We start from the raw sequence: 17,561 nt of genomic DNA on the forward strand, positions 1-17,561 counted from the left end.
CAACAGAGTAACGATATCTTTGAATAAGTAAGTTCACCACATGCCTTGGTACATCATTCTGTTCTATTTATTTGTATTTCTAGGCTCGGTACTAGGTCTTCTCTTTTTCTTTAAGAAGCAAGGGGACCGCCTTGCCAATATACTATTGGGCACCTTTGCCCTGCTCTTTTCTTACGAATTGCTGTACAATTGTTTTAAATGGTCTGGTTACTTAACGGATGAATCTTTTGCCCATCTTATTGCAACACAAGACCCTCTATGGGTTATCTACGGGTCATTGGTCTATATCTACGTTAGGCAAGTACTACGGGGAACTGGTTTTAAGAAGAACGACCTTTGGTTTTTGGTCCCGGTCATCATAATAGTAGTATTGGGGTTTCCTTTTTATGGCATGGGGGCCTCGGAAAAAGTTCAAGTAATACAAGAAGGCACCTATTATAAAAATGTGCACATGCCCAAGAACGGAATTTGGGCCATAATGCTTTTAATGTTCTTCTATGCTTGGTTGACCTATCATCGTTTTGGCCCAAGTAGAACCCCTGGATTCAGGGAAAATAGGTGGCTAAAATGGTTCATCGGATGCTACTTTGGTTATGTTCTGGCATTTTTCTTCTATGTTTTTATGGTTCGCTTTGAACTAATGGATTACCGTTACGATTACTTCGTTGACATTGTTATCGTATTTTTTATCGGGATGCTCTCGTTCTTCGGATTTGTACAGCCAGAGGTTTTCGAAGGAAAGGCGTTCAAAGAGGTTATTCCCTTTATTAAGTATCGTAAGACAGGAATGTCAGAAGCCCTATCAATAGAAATGAAGCACAAGCTTCTGGCCATCATGGACAAAGAAAAACCATATCTCGAAAATACGTTACGGCTTGACGATTTGGCCAAAAAGATGAACCTGTCGCGAAACCATACTTCGCAAATAATAAACCAGCACTTTAACCTATCTTTTTTCGACTTTGTGAACAGATATCGCATCGAAGAAGCCAAAAGATTATTGGCAGAAGCACAAGATGGTAAAACAACCATCACACAAATTGCCTATGACGTAGGTTTTAACAATCGGGCCTCGTTTTATAAAGCCTTCAAAAAGTTCGAGGGCCAAAGTCCAAGTCAATATCTAAAACCGCAGCACGCATCCTGATAAGAATTGCGTAAATGCCTACACCAAGAGGCAGTTTTTTTATTTTAATTCACCATCTTTCATCAGTTTGCACCATACCACAACAAAATCATAAATTTCGCAAATATGGGCATGCTGTTACTGAAAATCACTACCTTAGAATAGCCTTAATAGAAGATGGAAGGCCATGAAAAAGAAAATTATCATATCAATGCAAAAATGGGCGGGGCTCAACGCCATCCTGTTCATTATTGTTCTTGCCCCGCTGGCCATTTTGGCCCAAGAAAACCAAGAGGCTTTTCACACTTTCAGAGGTGAGGTGGTCGATAGCGATAACAACAGACCCTTGGTTTTTGCGACGCTTTCGGTAGAGGATACCAATATTAGTACGATTACCAACACCGAGGGCAGCTTTCAATTAAAGGTTCCCAAAGAGATTACTTCGGGCCATGTAATCGTGTCTTTTTTGGGCTATCAGACAAAAAGGGTGCCGCTAGACCAATTAAAGCGCAAAAACAATAAGATTGCCCTAGATGTTTCTGTAACCCAACTATCGGAAGTAGGTGTTGAAATACCCAAAAATGCCGCGGCCCTTGTAAGACAGACCTTGGCAAGAAAAGGTGAGAACTATTATAACGACCCGATGTTGATGACGGCATTTTACCGTGAGACCATCAAGAGGCGGCGGCGCAATGTATCGCTCTCTGAAGCGGTCGTAAACATTTATAAATCGCCCTATAATTCAGAACGAAGGGATGCCGTAGAGCTTTTTAAGGCCCGTAAGAGCACCGATTACAGTAGATTGGATACCATTGCCCTAAAACTACAGGGCGGCCCCTTTAACACGCTCTATGTCGATATCATGAAATACCCAGAGTATATTTTTGACAATGAGTCTTTTGAAAATTATAAGTTCAGTTTTGACCGCTCGACCCTTATCAACGACCGGTTGATCTATGTGATAGACTTTAAGCAGCACGAAACCATATTAGAGCCCCTTTATCAGGGCAAGCTCTTTATCGATATTGAAAACAAAACCCTTACCAGTGCCATTTATTCATTAAATATTACCGATAGGGAACGAGCCGCAAGGCTCTTTGTCAGAAGAAAGCCCCCCAAGGTCGATGTGTGGCCCACCGAGGTATCTTATCGTGTGGATTATAGGGAAAAAGATGGCAAATGGTACTACGGTTATAGCAATGCTGCACTTACGTTTAAGGTGGATTGGGAAGACAAGCTCTTTAACTCTGTCTACAGCATGACGGCCGAAATGGCCGTGACCGATTGGGAGCCCAACGTTTCTGGCGAATTGCCAAAGAACAGAAACCGTTTGAAAAAATCAATCATTTTGAGTGATGAGGCCATCGGATTTTCCGATCCTGATTTTTGGGGGGAGTACAATATTATAGAACCCGAAAAATCAATAGAGTCGGCCATCAAAAAAATACAACGCCAACTAAAGCGGGCTAGAAGAAACGGCGGAAATTCAATACCATAAACACCCATATTGTTTGGGGCCTTATAGAATATCCTACAATAAGAGACAGGTCTTAAAATCGGCGCTTTAACTTTACTCTACATTTTTAATCTGATCAAAGGAGTGGTGAAAAAAGTCATTTTCTTGCTAGTTTGTTTTGGTACCATATTTTCTTGTGAAAAAAATGAGGATTGGAAAGATGACCTCAATGGCACTGCTGAAGTTTTCGGTACCGATGGTGGCATCGGAAGCTGCGAAGATGCAGAATACGGCGATTGGAAAGAATCTGAGTACAATCTTCCCTATCCCGTGGACAAAGGGTATGTAGTTGGCCTCAGCCATTGCAGCGGCTCTTACCACAGTGCAGGGCTACCCGATCAGTTCGCGGTAGATTTCAATATGCCGATTGGCGAAAAAATAGTTGCCTCCCGTGGTGGTTCGGTCGTATATGTTGAAGAATCGGGTTTTGATGGCGGGTTTCCGAACAATGTGGTTGTCGTGCAGCACGTTGATGGCACCCATGCCATATATGCCCACCTGACCAACCAAGGAGCAGCCGTTAAAGTGGGCGACAGGGTAGCAAAAGGGGGCATCATCGGCTACAGTGGCAATACTGGCCTGGCCGGGTACCCCCATCTACATTTTGTGGTAACGGGCAACAAATTGGCCTATCCCTATAAATCACTGCCCGTAAACTTCAAGAATACCATTGCAAACGAACGGGGACCTGAATCGGGTGGGTTTTACGTGGCACTGCCCAACTGACGTATTACCGCTTGAATTCGAGAATGGTTTTTCGAATGATCGAAATACAATCCAACAGTTGTTCTTCGGTCATCACCAAAGGTGGTGCAAAACGTATAATGTTGCCATGGGTGGGTTTGGCCAAGAGACCGTTCTCTTTTAAGGCAACACAGATGTCCCATGCAGTTGAACTATCTTCCGTATCATTGATCACAATGGCGTTCAAGAGCCCCTTGCCCCTGACCAGTCGAATCAAATCGCTCTCTTCAATCAATTTTTTCATTTCACTACGGAACAGTTTTCCCAACCTGTCGGCATTTTCGGCAAGCTTTTCATCCCTTACCACCTCAAGTGCGGCCATGGCCACGGCACAGGCCAACGGATTGCCGCCAAAAGTAGACCCATGGTTGCCGGGCCTGATTACGTCCATAACATCATTGTTGGCCAACACTGCCGAAACGGGGAAAACCCCACCTGAAATGGCCTTGCCCAAAATCAAGATATCGGGTTTTACCTCAGGGGTGCCCGAGCAGTTCTTCTCAGGGCAACTGCAATTGCCGCATGAGGCCAACAAACGCCCGGTTCGCGCAATGCCCGTTTGAACCTCATCGGCCATAAAGAGCACGTTTTTAGATTTGCAGAGATCGTATGCCTCTTTAATGTAGTTTTCATCGGGCACGTAAACCCCTGCCTCGCCCTGTATGGGCTCTACCAAAAAGGCAGCCACGTTTTTATCTTTCAGGGCCTCGGCCAAGGCGTTCAGGTCGTTGTACCGAATAGAGACGATACCCGGGGTGAACGGCCCAAAATTTTCGGTGGCAATGGGATCGTTCGAAGCCGAAATAATGGTTATGGTACGCCCATGAAAATTGTTTTGGCAAACAATTATCTTTGCTTGGTTCGAGGGAATTCCCTTTTTTTCATAGCCCCATTTTCGGGCCAACTTGATGGCCGTTTCAACTGCCTCGGCCCCGGTGTTCATGGGCAATAGCTTATCAAAACCGAAGTATTCTGTGGCGAACTTTTCGTACCGGCCCAGCATGTCGTTGTAAAAGGCCCGTGAGGTCAGTGTCAATTTCTCGGCCTGGTTTTTAAGCGCACTGACAATCTTGGGGTGGCAGTGCCCCTGGTTTACGGCCGAATAGGCCGACAGAAAATCGTAGTACTTCTTTCCCTCTACATCCCACACATAAACGCCTTCTCCCCTACTGAGCACCACGGGAAGTGGGTGGTAATTTTGGGCTCCGTACTTTTCTTCCAATTCAATTGCTTGCTGTGATGTTAATCCTTGTAAAACAGCCATTTTAAAAATTTCAATCGTTGATAAAATAACTATTCCTTCTGTACCTTTTTCCTTTCGAGGTCCCGATAGCTATCGGGGCGAAAATTCAGCGTAGGAGAGAAATCATCCTTGTAGAACCCCAAAATTACTAAATATTGGCCAAAACCTAAACTTTTGCCCTTTTGAAGTACGCAAAAGAAAGTACATTTGCGCATGCGAAAAAAGCGTCGTCAAAAGCTGTTTGAAAATCTTGAGGTGATCGATGCCGGTGCCAAGGGCAAGGCCGTGGCAAAGGCACCCGACGGCCGGGTCATTTTCTTGTCGAATGCGGTGCCCGGCGATGTGGTCGATGTACTGACACTTAAAAAGCGAAAGGCCTATTTTGAGGGTGTGGCCACCAAATTGCACAAGCGCTCTGACAAGCGTACCGAGCCTGTTTGTGAACACTTTGGCACCTGCGGTGGCTGCAAATGGCAGCACATGGACTATCAACACCAGCTGTACTATAAGCAAAAAGAGGTCGAGAACAATTTGAGGCGCATTGGGGGCATTGACCTGCCCAAGGTATCGCCCATCATGGGGGCTGCCAAATCGTATTTTTATCGCAACAAAATTGAGTTTTCGTTTTCTGACAACCGTTGGCTTACCGATGCCGAAATTGCCTCGGGGGAAAAAATCGAGGACCGCAATGCACTGGGGTTCCATATTCCCGGGATGTGGGACAAGATACTCGACATAAAAAAATGCCATTTGCAGGAAGACCCCTCAAATACCATTCGACGCTCCATTAGACAGTTCGCCGTTGAGAACGGTCTTTCCTTTTTCAATGTGCGGCGGCAATCGGGCCTGCTCAGAACCTTGATGATACGAACGGCTTCCACCGGTGAAATCATGGTCTTGGTCCAGTTCTATGAAGACGACCAGGCCAAAAGAGCGCTACTGCTGAACCATTTAAAGGAAACCTTTACTGAAATAACCTCATTGCTGTATGTCATCAACCAAAAGGCAAACGACACCCTTTACGACCAAGAGGTACACTGCTTTGCCGGTCGAGACCATATTATGGAAGCCATGGAGGGGCTACGGTTCAAGATCAATGCCAAATCGTTCTACCAGACCAATTCTGAACAGGCATACGAGTTATATAAAGTTGCCCGCGCATATGCCGGCCTAACGGGAACAGAAACCGTTTACGACCTCTACACGGGCACGGGCACCATAGCCCAGTTCGTGGCCAAAAAGGCAAAGAAGGTCGTTGGTATTGAAGCAGTGCCCGAGGCCATCGAAGATGCCAAGCAGAATGCCGAACTCAACGGAATAGGGAACGCCGCCTTTTTTGTGGGCGATATGAAAACGGTGTTGAACCAAGGGTTTATAGAAGAACAGGGGGTGCCCGATGTGGTCATTACCGACCCCCCAAGAGATGGCATGCACAAAATGGTTGTTGAACAATTGTTAAATGTGTGTCCAGAAAAAATAGTTTATGTAAGTTGCAACAGTGCAACACAGGCCCGTGACCTGGCCCTGCTCAAAGAAAAATATAAAGTGGCCCGGGTTCAGCCGGTAGACATGTTTCCGCAGACCCACCATGTCGAGAACGTTGTACTATTAGAAAAGCTGTAATTTCATGAACAGATTGCAAATAGCACTCATTGTACTGATTTGCCTAACAGGCGCTGCTTCTTGTGAGAAAGACGATATCTGTGTTGATGGCGATACACCGCTGTTGGTGATCGGTTTTTTTGACAGTGATGATACCACCCAGACCAAGACCGTAACGGCATTGCGGATTCGGGCCATAGGCCAGGACGAAGATGTTACCACCTTTACAAATCTGTCTACCCTAGACTCTGTTGGCATACCCTTGCGCATAACGGAGACCAGCACGCAGTACCTATTTGTGAACGACTCAGACCAAGATGATGATGGCAATGAAACGGGCAATATTGATACGCTGACCTTCAATTACCAGGTCCGCGAAGAATTTGTGTCAAGGGCCTGTGGGTTTGTGGCCAATTTTGACGACCTATCCGTTGCCCTACAACCGGATTCTGACAACTGGATACAGCATATAGTCATTGTAGATACGACCATTGAAAAATCAACAGCCGTCCATGTCAAGATATTTCATTAGCCCTTTGTTCTTTTTCGCTACGTTTTGGGGGTTTACCCAGAACGAATCTTCAGATCGGCAACAGCGGGATACCGTACCGTACCATCTCGAATATGGGCTGCGCGTAGGCATAGACCTGAGCCGGCCGGTGCTCTCTTTTGCAAACAATGGTTATACGGGAATTGAATTTGTGGGCGATTACCGCTTTAGTGATAAGATTTGGTTGGCCGGCGAACTGGGCAACGAAAAACGTACCGATCAAGAAGACCTCTACAACTTTACCACCTCTGGCAGCTATCTAAAATTGGGGGTCGACTACAACACCTACCAAAACTGGTACGGCATGAACAACAGCATCACCATTGGCGGCCGTTACGCCGTGGCAAGTTTTAGCCAAACCCTGAACGAGTACCAAATCTATGATAGCAACCGCTATTTCTATGCTGATGATTTTGTCGTGGGAGGCACGCAACCTGAAGAGTTTTCGGGGCTGAACGCCACTTGGCTTGAAATGGTGTTGGGCATGAAAGCCGAACTGTTCGCCAACATCTATATTGGTATGAGCGTACGTCTGGGCCATTTGGTGACCAATAAAGAAGCAGACCGTTTTCCGAACCTTTGGATACCCGGTTTCAACAAGGTCACCGACGGCGCCAAATGGGGCGTGGGCTACAACTATTCCATTTCGTACTTTCTGCCATTGTACAAAAAGGCCAAGAAAAAGCGGGTGCCCGCCGAAGAAGAGGGGTCAGAGTAGATCCAAAGGGCTTGAAATTCTGGAAAGACTTCTTGGGGATACCTTGGTGTAGACCTGTGTGGTCTTGATGGAATTGTGGCCCAATAATTCTTGGATAAAACGCATATCGGCACCAGACTCAAGAAGGTGTGTGGCGTAACTATGGCGCAGCCCATGAATACCGATTCTTTTTTCGATACCTGCCTTTCTCATGGCCGTTTTAAAGATTTGTTGCACACTAGTCTTTGCGTACTGCCCGCCGTATTGCCCTTCGAGCAAATAGTCTTCAGGTTTGAATTGCAAGTAATAAGCCCTTAACAAGGGCAGAATACTGGTCGGCAAGGGTACATATCGGTCTTTTTTTCCTTTGGCGCCCCGAATGTGCACCATCATTCGGTCGCTATCGATGTCGCCAACCTTTAGGTTCACCACCTCAGAAACGCGCAGCCCCATGCCATAACATAGTTGCAAGGCCACCAGATGTTTAGGGTTGTCAATTACCGAAAACAGCCGTTTTACTTCGCGCTTGCTCAATGTCTTGGGAAGCACTTGGGGTTTTTTAGGTCTGGGGATATCAAAGAACATTTTAGGTCTATGGCGAACCTGTTCAAAGTAAAACTTAATGGCATTTATCTTACCGTTGAGCTTGCGTTCACCCATCTTTTCTTTTTCTGCACAGTACAAAAAATAATCTTTTAGCCGTTTCGGGGTCAATTTATCTACCGGATAAGACCCCAACAACCGTAGCAAATGATTGAACTCACTCAAATATTGACGAACAGTCGATGGGCTGTATTTTTTTAGATGCAGTTGCTCATGCATATCGCGAAAGGCCGCCCTATTGACAGGGTCTATTTTCAACAGTTTTGAAGACAGCTCAGATTTTGGTGCGAGATCAAGCGCTTTTCTGACCGCAGGAAGATCGGGTAGGTACCAAGCCTTCATTGTCTTGCTCCATTTTGCCGAGGGGAAACGGCGCCTTAATTCTTCCTGCAGTTTTTTATCATACGTAAATTTGACAACGATTACATTTTTGCCCCTATGTTGTTGAAAGTGATATTGATACTTACTTAAATTCAATTGGGTATTTTGTATATATTCTTGACAAATATATATTTTTTATATACAAAATACCCAATATTTATATTATTTGTAAGTTATTATTTGTAGGGTGTTCCGCACATTTTTTTTACATTTAATCGTATTAACCAAAACTGCACCTATTTAGGTGTTGTAACACATTTGACCAAACATCATAATTGAAATTATCACAAAGACATACAAAGAAAATTAAATGGACGACTCGAATGGCGTTTTCTAGTTTAGGAATTTTAATTATAGCACTTTTGATAAACGAATTTAGAGAACCTTTATTTGGAATAAAGAAAGGTTACGCACCACATAATTTCGGATTTAACTTTACGTTTTTTCTACCTTCAATGGCAATTGCTATTGGACTTGGATTTGCTGTAATCGGACGAACAATAAAACACTGGAAAACTTGGACTAACTTAAATAAAAAATTAGTGTTAATTGGATTATCAATTCCCTCAATTGGGATTTTGACTTTAGTAATAATAAAAATGTTTAGCCTCTAAAATAAAAATATGACTGAATTCATAATCATTTCTGTTTTAATAATACTTTTCGGAGGCTTTTTATATTGGGCTTATCTTCCTGACTATAGACGAAATCCGAAAGAATTTTGGCGAACTTTAATCGGAATGCCTATTGGAATGATACTTGGCGGAATTGGATTCAAAGATTTAAACGAACAAATTAAAAAATGGGCTGTAGCAGAAAAAAATGAAAAGAAAACTGAAAAATAAAAACGTGTTACAACAATGTATAACCGCAATTACGGCGGATTCGACTACGTCCGAATCCACTCGGAATTGCTAACGCCAGTTCTTAACCGAAAATCATTAACTTTAATCCCGTAACTGACGGTTATACGAGACCGTTGGCTACAATTGAAAAATGAAGAAATATATTCAAATATTTATACTCTTATTAACCTTATCTGCCTGTGATAAGAAAGGAACAGAAAAGAAAACACCAGAAAATATTAATAAAAGCTCTAAAAAGTCTGAGAAACAAACTAAACCTGAAAAAGAGGAAAGATGGACAGATAAACACGGAAATATTTTTATCCAAAAAGGAAAAGAAGTTTCTATAATTCCAGCTAAATATGAGAAAACTGGAAAATCTTATAAGATGTTTGTTTTCAATGAGACTTCAAACGACATTCTAGTTTCAGAAAGACTTAAAATACAACCAAACGAATTCAAAGTATTTAATATAGTAGACACAGATACACTTGAATTAAACAATGGAGTAAAATTTATGTTTGGTGAAACCTATGGACTTGAAATAGAGGACAAAAAATCTCAAGTTAGTGGATTGGGTGGAGAATTTTTAGAAAAATACAGCGTTCCTGACGAAGCGGAATGGGCATTTGTGATTGTTCCCGAAGGAGAAGGAGATTAAAAATAAAAACTGTAGCCAACAAGGTGTATAATTAATTGCGGCTGAATTTCCTCACCGGAAATTCAATCTTATTAATTATCTTTCCACAATAACGGAAAACGACTCGCGTCTTTTTCCCGCAAAAAATCATACACAAATACGTTGTACACAATACGAATGAAACTCATATTTCAAATAATATTACTTGCTTTTTTAACCATTTCTGGTTGTAAATCAAAACATGTTAACGAATCCGAATCGCGTTCTGAAGCACCAAAAGTTGTGTTTACGGAATTCGATTTAGGAGAAAGGGATTTGCCTAAACTGAAGCGAGAAGTAAATGACTATGAATTCATTTTTACACCTGAACAGTTAGAAAAATTGACTCTAATAATTCGCGATTTTGAGAAAGAAACCACTAATCAAATTGCTGTAGTTTCAATAGACTCAATCGGAAAATATACTGACTTTGACCAATTCGCAATTGACTTATCGAATTACAACGGAGTTGGACAAAAGGAAAAAGATAACGGACTGACAATTGTCTTCAGTAAAAACTTGAAAAAAATAAGAATTTCGACGGGTTATGGAACTGAAAAAATACTGACTGACGAAATCTGTAAGAATGTAATTGACCGAACTATTATACCTGAATTCAAAAACGGAGAATATTACAACGGAATTGAAAAAGGAATTACAGAATTAATAGCAAAATGGAAATAAAAGTACTGTGTACAACAATGTATAACCGCAATTACGGCGGATTCGAACGTAATCGAATCCACTGGGAATTGCTTAAGCTAGTAAATAACTAAAAACTTTTGGCTAAATTAGTCCGATAACTGACGGGTTATACGAAGCCGTTGCCAGTAATTTAAGCACAGCATCAAGAAAATAAAATATGAACTACGAAGAAGCGGTCGAACTAAAGAATAAAAACGAACATTTAATTGGACAAAAGTACAGAGGCGGAACAATTGAGGAATTAATTATACGTCCGACAAATCAAAAAGAGTTTGAAGCTTTCTCGAAGTCATATTTGAGAACAATGGACGCTGAATTATCGATTCAACCTTTTATAGGTAATGATTTGACCGTAGATGCTGTTTGTGATAGAGCAAAAATCAGAACTAATAATATTTTCTTTAGGACAGAAATAGGAAACTTATTGGACGAACAATTAGATGTAAAATTTTAAAATAATGACAGAAACAGAAGCAAGAAATCATTTATACGAACTTTGGCAGAATGGCGAAATCCCAAACAATTTTGACGAAGACCATTCCGATTACGGAAAAGCCGTGAAATTTACCATTAAGCACGGAGAATTTGACTTTGAGAAATTTTATGAAAGTATTGCTATTATAAGATTTGGAATTTGGCAAGTGGAATCGGATGCTTTAGTTGGTAAAGGTGGACGAGATTATATTATTGAATGTAGTCGATTTTGGGAAACAAGAGATTATAATGGACATTTAGTTTGGGATTGGTTAATCCACCTTTGCGAAAAAACTTGGATTACTAAAGAAAATGTGAACGATTTAAATACAGCTTTCTTCTTTTGTCAAGACTATTTCAAAGAGAATAAACCAGCAAATCTTCCATACGTGTCGACAGCTCAAACCCTAAACATCCAAAAACAGTTATTGGACATTAGTGAGGAAATGTCGAAAAGGGAAAAAGTTGATGAACGTGGAATAGTTGATATTGACACAGAAGATATGATGAAATACAGAGAACTATTGAATAATATCAAATATTTATAAAAACTACTGGCAACAATGGCTATAAGTAATTGCTTGTTCTCGCCTACTTTGGAAATTCCTGCGGAATTTCCAACTTGGTGTGTACTTGCAAAATTAACCGCTAACCCACACAACTTCTCATAGCCGAGACCGTTAGCCCACATTTTAAAAATACATTTCGCTTAAACTGTATTTCTTCTGTTTTCCTTGACCCGTCAATTCCGATTTTACAGTACCCGCCTTATTTGCAAGGGACAACTGGGTTCTTGCGACTTGACCAGCTTTATCTTTGTCCATGCCGTCGTACTCCATCAATTTTTCAGTCACCTCAAAAGATGTTGCGCTCCCACCAAGGGACTTTAATATAAAAAGGACTTTATCCTTGAACGTCCATTTTTGGTCATAATCGGAATTTGGGACATGGCCTTGTTTAACGGACTTTTTAACGGTTGGACTTTTGGAATCGGACTTAAAACCAAAAGTTTCCTCGTAGAATTTCTTCAGCTCCCTAACTTTTTCCAATCCCGAAAGCAGGTCATTCTCCTGTTTTACAAGGTTTTCGTAGAATAATTTGTTGTCCATGTTGACTGAATTTAGTAACTTTACTCTTTACAATAGTGGTGCCGGGTAGGGTTTGAACCTACATCTCTGATTTATCAGACCAGTGTTTTCACCAATTAAACTACCGGCTCTAGGAAATAAAATCGGTGCTTCTTGTTTGGCGACTAGGACACCGTTTTTTTATTTCAATAAATCAAAGATAATACAAACACACTTACAAGTCGTTAGTTTTTTAAAAAAAATTATTAACACATGTGTGGAAAAGTAAAAAACGTGGGCTAACACGGTGTATAATTAATTGCGGTCGGAATTTCCATTTGGAAATTCCTGCAATCAATTATCTTTAGGGTCAGGCGGACATTTTCCGTTGGAAAAGTCCGCAACTAATCATACACTAACCGTTGGCAACAATATTGAAAAAATTAATATTCATATTATTTCTTGGAATTTGTGCCTGTAAATCAGGATTTAACACATCTTCGTCTGGCTCGTCTTTAAAAGAGTGCGTTGGAAAGGAGCAAACTGAAATTCTAGAAAAAGCAGTGAAATTGTTTGAATCTAAACTGCAAAAAAGATATCCAGATATTTCAAATGAAGAGGCATATTTTGAATTTATATCAGATTGGGCAAATAAAGAATTACCTGTTGACTTTTTTCAAGATTCATTAGAATTAAAAATCAGGAATTTAAATTTATGGACTGAATCAAAACGTTCTGAAGAAGAAACAGAATTAGAAAAGAAAATATTCAATGTTAACTCGATGAATCCAATACGAGTAAAATTAAATTCTGATTTTTCAACTTGTCTTGCAAATAAAATCGACTGGAGAATTGGAACGAGCAGTTTTTTACGAATGAACTCAAAATATCGATTAAGCCCTAGGCTCGCTAAAAAACAACTTTTCAAGACAAGCGAATATGACCTGAAGAAATTTGAAAATAGATTAACTATCATTCTTGGTGTTTATTACCAAACAATGTTTAATATAAAAAATACTGTTGCCAACAATGTATAACCGCAATTACGGCAGATTCGACTACGTCCGAATCCACTCGGAATTGCTAACGTCTGTGCCAAACCGAAAAGTTTGCGTACTTTAACCCATAACTGACGGTTATACGATACCGTTAGGCAACATATATGAACAATTCTATCGGAATCATTTTATTATGTCTCTTTCTCTTCAGTTGTTCTGATAGAAAAAGTGATTTGTCCAAAAAAAATGATGCATCGGATTATGGACTCAATGGAAGAGTAAAGTCTGTAAAATCACAAATTTATAGTCTTATCATTGAAAAAGACACTTTTAGAATCGGGGAAAAAGAAAACGGACTAGGTACTGACCGAAATTCGCTTCTTGAGTTTGATGAACGAGGAAATTTGATTTCTTCCAAAGAATTTCTATCAAATGGGAAAATCAGTGAAGAAGTTACCCAGGAATTTGACAAAGAAAATAGGTTGGTCAATCGTAAAGAGGTTGACAATTACGGAAAAGGTTCTTTTCTAGATTACAAATACATTTATAACTCAGCGGATAGTCTCACACAAGTCATGATATCTGGAAATGATTTTAAACGAATCCACCAAATTGAGCGAGATGAAAATAATCAACCAATTAAACGTGAAGTAATTCAAAGCGACACTGTCTATTTGACCTACATAGCAGAATATGACAACAATAACAATATGATTTCCGAAAAAGAATTTCGGTATGATAGCATTCCTGTCAAACTAATCGAAAGAACTTTCAACGAACAAAACCTAAAAGAAAAAGAACAGATTGTTGAATACAAATCTTGGGACACCTTGCACTACTCAAACATCTATGTTTATAACAACAAAAAGAAATTAATCCATTGTCAATACAATATCGAGAATGACTCAGTGTACAACGAAGTGAAAAACTCATATCATGAAAATGGAAAACTAAAAGAATCCATCTGGACTCCAAAAGGCAGCCTTTACTATGTTGTGAGTGTAGAAAAATATAATGAAAATGGCGATCTAGTTGAGCGCTCAAGATTACCGAGTGATGGAGACCCAAAACAAACATGGAATTATAAATACAAATACGATACTCAAAACAACTGGATTGAAAGGATTAATTTCAAGCACGATCAACCTTTAAGAATTGTAAAAAGAACAATTGAGTACTTCGAATAAATACGTTGCCTAACAATGGCTATAATTCATTGCTAGATTCTGACTAACTTGAGACCTTAAAACATATGAAGCGGCTGGATTCCGCACGGAAAAGTCCTTCGGACGTTTTCCGCAACGAAATCATAGCCGAGACCGTTGTAACACATTTAATGAAAACTCAAGAAACACTGACAAATGAAGAATTGATTGACTATGTTTATTATGACATTGCAGGAAAATATCTGAATGAAAAAATCAACGATTGGAGTCAAACGAAATTGTGGTACAATACAGTTTTAGAATTATCAGAACCTGTTCGATACACATATGGAATTGGAGTTTTGAATATGCAAGTAATGAACGGAGGATTTGAACAGTATTATGATAATGATTATGGAATTTTTGCGGAGGAAACCTTAAATGGACTGAAAAAAATTGGAGCTGAATTGACTTTTGAGCTTTTAAAAAGTTCAGTCGAAATAATGAAAAAACATAAAGAACCGAAAATGGACTTGTTTGACTTCATAACCGAAAGTAAATATTGGGAAAATAAAGAAATTGAACAAGTTCTAGACCGAGTTACAGAGGAATATTGGAATTTAGAAGACAAAGAAAATTTGACTGAATTACTCGGGAATTATTTACGGAATTGTGAAATAAAATAAAAACGTGTTACAACAATGGCTATAAGTAATTGCTTGTTCTCGCCTACTTCTGAAAATCCTCGCGGATTTTCAGTTTGGTGTGTACTTGCAAAGTTAAGTGTTCAACCACGCAACTACTCATAGCCGAGACCGTTGTAGCACATTTGAAAAACCGAGAATATGGCATATAAAGAAGATGCAATAGCATTAATTAACGAATCGAAAAACATACTTGCCGAAATCAAAACGGCTTATGAAGAATCGTTACACGACCAAGAAATAAAGCCTAAACTTTTGATTAAGATTAAAAATTTTATGGAGAATTTAAGGTCTGCACTCGATTTTACTGCACATCATTTATATGACACATATGGAACTTCAACTTCAGGAAACCCAAAAATATATTTCCCTTACGCTTGGTCATCTTTGGACTTAAATGGATTTAGAGCAAAAAATTTAATTGAAAATAAAATTCCTGGATTAATTGCAAACCGACCAGATATTGCTTCTGATATTGAATCCTATCAACATTTTGCGACTGACGAAAATTCTTGGTTGCCAAAATTTATGGATTTGAACAACGAAAATAAACATCAAAGATTGACACCACAGACTCGGAAAGAAATTAAGCAACTGAATATAAAATCGGGAAATGGTGGAGCTTCAATTTCTTTAGGCGGAGGAGCATCAATTTCACTTGGACAAGGAGCTTTTATTCAAATGGGAGATACTATCATTCCAGGTGGACAAACATTTGATGCAAATAATCCACCTTCAACAATCGGAGGGACAAAGGAAGTTATTACTTGGGTTTCATTCGAGTTTAGTGATATTAATGAACCTGCATATCCACTTTTGGAAAAAGCAATGAATGGTTGTGAAAAGATTGTAACGGAACTGACCAATAAAAGGACTATCTCATAAAGTGTGTAAATAGAAAATTAGCGGGGGCATGCCCCCGCTAATTTTTTGTCTAATTTTAAATATTTTGCACATCATGAAGAAAGAAGAATTGTTCAACGACGATTTTCTGAAACAGTTCAAGACCGGGGACGAGCTCAACGGTTTTCTGAAGGAACTCCAAAAACGCGGCATCGAGAAGATGCTCGAGGGCGAGCTCGACGGCCACCTGGACTATCAAAGGCACCAGCGTTCGTCCAATGCCAACAAGCGCAACGGGCATTCCAAGAAGAAGGTAAGGACTTCCTTCGGGGAATCCGAGATAGCCGTTCCCAGGGATAGGGATGCCAGTTTCAACCCGATGATAGTCCCCAAGCGGGGCAACATAATCGACGGGCTTGAAAATATAATTGTATCGCTCTATGCCAAGGGCATGTCGGTCAGTGACATAGAGGAGCAGATACGGGAGGCCTACGGGTTCGATGTCTCCACCTCCACCATATCGCGTATCACCGAAAAGGTGGCCGCCGACATCACGGCATGGCAGAACCGTCCCCTGGAACCGGTCTATCTGATCGTATGGATGGACGGCATCGTCTTCAAGGTCAGGGAATCCTCCAAGGTCGTCAACAAGACCGTGTACGTGGCCGTAGGCTTGCGAAGGGACGGGAAAAAGGAGGTACTCGGCCTGTGGCTGGGCAAGAACGAGTCCGCCGCTTTCTGGATGTCCGTCCTTACCGACATGAAGGCCCGTGGCACCGAGGACATCCTGATCACGGCCACCGACAACCTGAACGGCTTTACCGATACCATCAAGAACGTCTTCCCCGAATCCAAGACCCAGATATGCGTGGTGCACCAGATCCGCAACGCATGCCGCTACGTGGTCTGGAAGGACAAAAAGGCCTTTACCTCGGACATGAAGGGCATCTACAACGCCCCCAACGAGAAGGCCGCCAAGGCCGCCCTGGAGGACTTCGCGCAGAAATGGGAGGGCAAGTACTCCTATGCCATAAGGAGCTGGAGGGACAACTGGGACGAACTGACCGTGTTCTACGAGTTCCCTGTGGAGATACGCAAGATCATCTATACCACCAACCTTATCGAGAACCTGAACGGGAAGATACGCAAGTACACCAAGAACAAGCTGTCCTTCCCGACCGACGACGCCGTGATGAAATCCGTATATTTGGCCGTAAGGGAGGCCACCAAAAAATGGTCTATGCCCATCAGGAACTGGGGCATAATCCTGAACCAGTTCCTTACGATCTATGAAAAAAGGGTCAGACTTTAAATAAAGTCAAACCCCTGCTAATTTAAACTTACACACTTATTGGGATAGTGTCCCAATAAATAAAAAAAACGTGCTACAACAATGGCTCCTATGAAAAGCCTTAGTCCAGTCTCCCAAAGATAATCAATATGTATTTTTTGTCTTAAACCACTTTTTTCTTTTAGTATAACTTGCTCGGCATCCTATATGTGATACACCCTATTGTTCGGGGTTCACGGGCATCTGTGTGATTCTAAGTCATTGAGCCCGGCCACTTGCTATAAATATGTGGTCCCCGCCCGGGGCGGGGCCACCCACGTTGTTCTGTGGTACGGGCCTGTCAATTTT

Annotated in this window: 20 protein-coding genes and 1 tRNA gene; 17 read left to right on the forward strand and 4 right to left on the reverse strand. The window is 41.0% G+C overall.

The genetic code is table 11. The annotated features are described in order from the left end of the window. Positions 1-40 precede the first annotated feature (40 nt). The 3 genes from VC82_RS11965 to VC82_RS11975 all read left to right on the forward strand — a co-directional run bounded on the left by VC82_RS11965 (position 41) and on the right by VC82_RS11975 (position 3,368). Complete coding sequence (locus VC82_RS11965) at positions 41-1,147, forward strand: helix-turn-helix domain-containing protein (RefSeq protein ID WP_045802578.1); 1,107 nt, start codon at positions 41-43, stop codon at positions 1,145-1,147. Positions 1,148-1,313: 166 nt separating this feature from the next. Then, entirely contained in the window at positions 1,314-2,624 is a 1,311-nt protein-coding gene (locus VC82_RS11970) for a carboxypeptidase-like regulatory domain-containing protein (RefSeq protein ID WP_045802579.1), read from the forward strand. A gap of 123 nt (positions 2,625-2,747) precedes the next feature. Then, positions 2,748-3,368, forward strand: coding sequence for a M23 family metallopeptidase (locus VC82_RS11975; RefSeq protein ID WP_157518079.1), 621 nt, complete (start codon positions 2,748-2,750; stop codon positions 3,366-3,368). Positions 3,369-3,372: 4 nt separating this feature from the next. On the opposite strand, the gene rocD is transcribed toward VC82_RS11975, so the two are convergent. Further along, on the reverse strand, positions 3,373-4,650 hold the full coding sequence (gene rocD / locus VC82_RS11980; RefSeq protein ID WP_045802580.1) for an ornithine--oxo-acid transaminase: 1,278 nt from the start codon (positions 4,648-4,650) through the stop codon (positions 3,373-3,375). A 192-nt stretch (positions 4,651-4,842) separates the two neighbouring features. On the opposite strand from rocD, the gene rlmD reads away from it, so the two are divergent. The 3 genes from rlmD to VC82_RS11995 are packed head-to-tail and all read left to right on the forward strand — an operon-like array spanning position 4,843 to position 7,499. Further along, positions 4,843-6,252, forward strand: a complete 1,410-nt coding sequence (gene rlmD / locus VC82_RS11985; protein WP_045802581.1) for a 23S rRNA (uracil(1939)-C(5))-methyltransferase RlmD — start codon at positions 4,843-4,845, stop codon at positions 6,250-6,252. Positions 6,253-6,256: 4 nt separating this feature from the next. After that, the gene (locus tag VC82_RS11990) at positions 6,257-6,763 is read left to right on the forward strand and encodes a DUF6452 family protein (RefSeq protein ID WP_045802582.1); all 507 of its coding nucleotides are present in this window, start codon (positions 6,257-6,259) and stop codon (positions 6,761-6,763) included. Beyond that, complete coding sequence (locus tag VC82_RS11995; protein WP_045802583.1) at positions 6,744-7,499, forward strand: DUF6048 family protein; 756 nt, start codon at positions 6,744-6,746, stop codon at positions 7,497-7,499. Before VC82_RS11990 ends, VC82_RS11995 begins: the two co-directional genes overlap by 20 nt. On the opposite strand, the gene VC82_RS12000 is transcribed toward VC82_RS11995, so the two are convergent. Further along, positions 7,491-8,558, reverse strand: coding sequence for a tyrosine-type recombinase/integrase (locus tag VC82_RS12000; protein WP_045802584.1), 1,068 nt, complete (start codon positions 8,556-8,558; stop codon positions 7,491-7,493). The genes VC82_RS11995 and VC82_RS12000 overlap by 9 nt on opposite strands. Before the next feature lie 179 nt (positions 8,559-8,737). Here VC82_RS12000 and VC82_RS12005 point away from each other — a divergent pair, with 179 nt between their 5' ends. The 6 genes from VC82_RS12005 to VC82_RS15585 all read left to right on the forward strand — a co-directional run bounded on the left by VC82_RS12005 (position 8,738) and on the right by VC82_RS15585 (position 11,713). Continuing rightward, a complete protein-coding gene (locus VC82_RS12005) occupies positions 8,738-9,076 on the forward strand; it encodes a hypothetical protein (RefSeq protein WP_245615898.1) in 339 nt (112 codons plus the stop codon). A gap of 9 nt (positions 9,077-9,085) precedes the next feature. After that, positions 9,086-9,307 (forward strand): hypothetical protein, encoded by a 222-nt coding sequence (locus tag VC82_RS15580; RefSeq protein ID WP_157518082.1) that lies wholly within the window; start codon positions 9,086-9,088, stop codon positions 9,305-9,307. Positions 9,308-9,458: 151 nt separating this feature from the next. Then, positions 9,459-9,968: a hypothetical protein gene (locus VC82_RS12010; RefSeq protein ID WP_045802585.1), complete on the forward strand. Its 510-nt coding sequence runs from the start codon at positions 9,459-9,461 to the stop codon at positions 9,966-9,968. A 156-nt stretch (positions 9,969-10,124) separates the two neighbouring features. Further along, positions 10,125-10,670 carry a TPM domain-containing protein gene (locus VC82_RS12015; RefSeq protein ID WP_045803427.1) on the forward strand — a complete coding sequence of 182 codons (546 nt, stop codon included), beginning with the start codon at positions 10,125-10,127 and terminating at the stop codon, positions 10,668-10,670. Between the two features lie 178 nt (positions 10,671-10,848). After that, positions 10,849-11,145: a hypothetical protein gene (locus VC82_RS12020; protein ID WP_045802586.1), complete on the forward strand. Its 297-nt coding sequence runs from the start codon at positions 10,849-10,851 to the stop codon at positions 11,143-11,145. Between the two features lie 4 nt (positions 11,146-11,149). Next, positions 11,150-11,713, forward strand: a complete 564-nt coding sequence (locus tag VC82_RS15585) for a hypothetical protein (protein ID WP_045802587.1) — start codon at positions 11,150-11,152, stop codon at positions 11,711-11,713. Positions 11,714-11,857: 144 nt separating this feature from the next. On the opposite strand, the gene VC82_RS12030 is transcribed toward VC82_RS15585, so the two are convergent. Further along, a complete protein-coding gene (locus VC82_RS12030; RefSeq protein WP_045802588.1) occupies positions 11,858-12,274 on the reverse strand; it encodes a hypothetical protein in 417 nt (138 codons plus the stop codon). A gap of 36 nt (positions 12,275-12,310) precedes the next feature. After that, positions 12,311-12,382 (reverse strand) — tRNA-Ile (locus VC82_RS12035). Between the two features lie 272 nt (positions 12,383-12,654). Here VC82_RS12035 and VC82_RS12040 point away from each other — a divergent pair. From VC82_RS12040 to VC82_RS12060, 5 genes are all read left to right on the forward strand, one after another. Next, on the forward strand, positions 12,655-13,269 hold the full coding sequence (locus VC82_RS12040; protein ID WP_045802589.1) for a hypothetical protein: 615 nt from the start codon (positions 12,655-12,657) through the stop codon (positions 13,267-13,269). Between the two features lie 125 nt (positions 13,270-13,394). Continuing rightward, positions 13,395-14,417 carry a hypothetical protein gene (locus tag VC82_RS12045; RefSeq protein WP_157518085.1) on the forward strand — a complete coding sequence of 341 codons (1,023 nt, stop codon included), beginning with the start codon at positions 13,395-13,397 and terminating at the stop codon, positions 14,415-14,417. Between the two features lie 149 nt (positions 14,418-14,566). Next, positions 14,567-15,061, forward strand: coding sequence for a DMP19 family protein (locus tag VC82_RS15300; protein ID WP_170218323.1), 495 nt, complete (start codon positions 14,567-14,569; stop codon positions 15,059-15,061). Between the two features lie 159 nt (positions 15,062-15,220). Further along, entirely contained in the window at positions 15,221-15,964 is a 744-nt protein-coding gene (locus tag VC82_RS12055; RefSeq protein ID WP_045802591.1) for a hypothetical protein, read from the forward strand. A 73-nt stretch (positions 15,965-16,037) separates the two neighbouring features. Beyond that, positions 16,038-17,234, forward strand: a complete 1,197-nt coding sequence (locus VC82_RS12060; RefSeq protein WP_045802154.1) for an IS256 family transposase — start codon at positions 16,038-16,040, stop codon at positions 17,232-17,234. Positions 17,235-17,561: the final 327 nt, after the last annotated feature.

The organism is Flagellimonas lutaonensis (assembly GCF_000963865.1).
In the GTDB taxonomy this organism is placed as follows: Bacteria; Bacteroidota; Bacteroidia; order Flavobacteriales; family Flavobacteriaceae; genus Flagellimonas_A; species Flagellimonas_A lutaonensis.

What these genes read in the sequence shown, in the direction of transcription:
- VC82_RS11965 (WP_045802578.1), top strand. Translation starts at nt 41, where the DNA reads ATGCCTTGGTACATCATTCTGTTCTATTTATTTGTATTTCTAGGCTCG.
- VC82_RS11970 (WP_045802579.1), top strand. Translation starts at nt 1,314, where the DNA reads ATGAAAAAGAAAATTATCATATCAATGCAAAAATGGGCGGGGCTCAAC.
- rocD (WP_045802580.1), bottom strand. Translation starts at nt 4,650, where the DNA reads ATGGCTGTTTTACAAGGATTAACATCACAGCAAGCAATTGAATTGGAA.
- rlmD (WP_045802581.1), top strand. Translation starts at nt 4,843, where the DNA reads ATGCGAAAAAAGCGTCGTCAAAAGCTGTTTGAAAATCTTGAGGTGATC.
- VC82_RS11990 (WP_045802582.1), top strand. Translation starts at nt 6,257, where the DNA reads ATGAACAGATTGCAAATAGCACTCATTGTACTGATTTGCCTAACAGGC.
- VC82_RS11995 (WP_045802583.1), top strand. Translation starts at nt 6,744, where the DNA reads ATGTCAAGATATTTCATTAGCCCTTTGTTCTTTTTCGCTACGTTTTGG.
- VC82_RS15580 (WP_157518082.1), top strand. Translation starts at nt 9,086, where the DNA reads ATGACTGAATTCATAATCATTTCTGTTTTAATAATACTTTTCGGAGGC.
- VC82_RS12010 (WP_045802585.1), top strand. Translation starts at nt 9,459, where the DNA reads ATGAAGAAATATATTCAAATATTTATACTCTTATTAACCTTATCTGCC.
- VC82_RS12015 (WP_045803427.1), top strand. Translation starts at nt 10,125, where the DNA reads ATGAAACTCATATTTCAAATAATATTACTTGCTTTTTTAACCATTTCT.
- VC82_RS12020 (WP_045802586.1), top strand. Translation starts at nt 10,849, where the DNA reads ATGAACTACGAAGAAGCGGTCGAACTAAAGAATAAAAACGAACATTTA.
- VC82_RS15585 (WP_045802587.1), top strand. Translation starts at nt 11,150, where the DNA reads ATGACAGAAACAGAAGCAAGAAATCATTTATACGAACTTTGGCAGAAT.
- VC82_RS12030 (WP_045802588.1), bottom strand. Translation starts at nt 12,274, where the DNA reads ATGGACAACAAATTATTCTACGAAAACCTTGTAAAACAGGAGAATGAC.
- VC82_RS12045 (WP_157518085.1), top strand. Translation starts at nt 13,395, where the DNA reads ATGAACAATTCTATCGGAATCATTTTATTATGTCTCTTTCTCTTCAGT.
- VC82_RS15300 (WP_170218323.1), top strand. Translation starts at nt 14,567, where the DNA reads ATGAAAACTCAAGAAACACTGACAAATGAAGAATTGATTGACTATGTT.
- VC82_RS12055 (WP_045802591.1), top strand. Translation starts at nt 15,221, where the DNA reads ATGGCATATAAAGAAGATGCAATAGCATTAATTAACGAATCGAAAAAC.
- VC82_RS12060 (WP_045802154.1), top strand. Translation starts at nt 16,038, where the DNA reads ATGAAGAAAGAAGAATTGTTCAACGACGATTTTCTGAAACAGTTCAAG.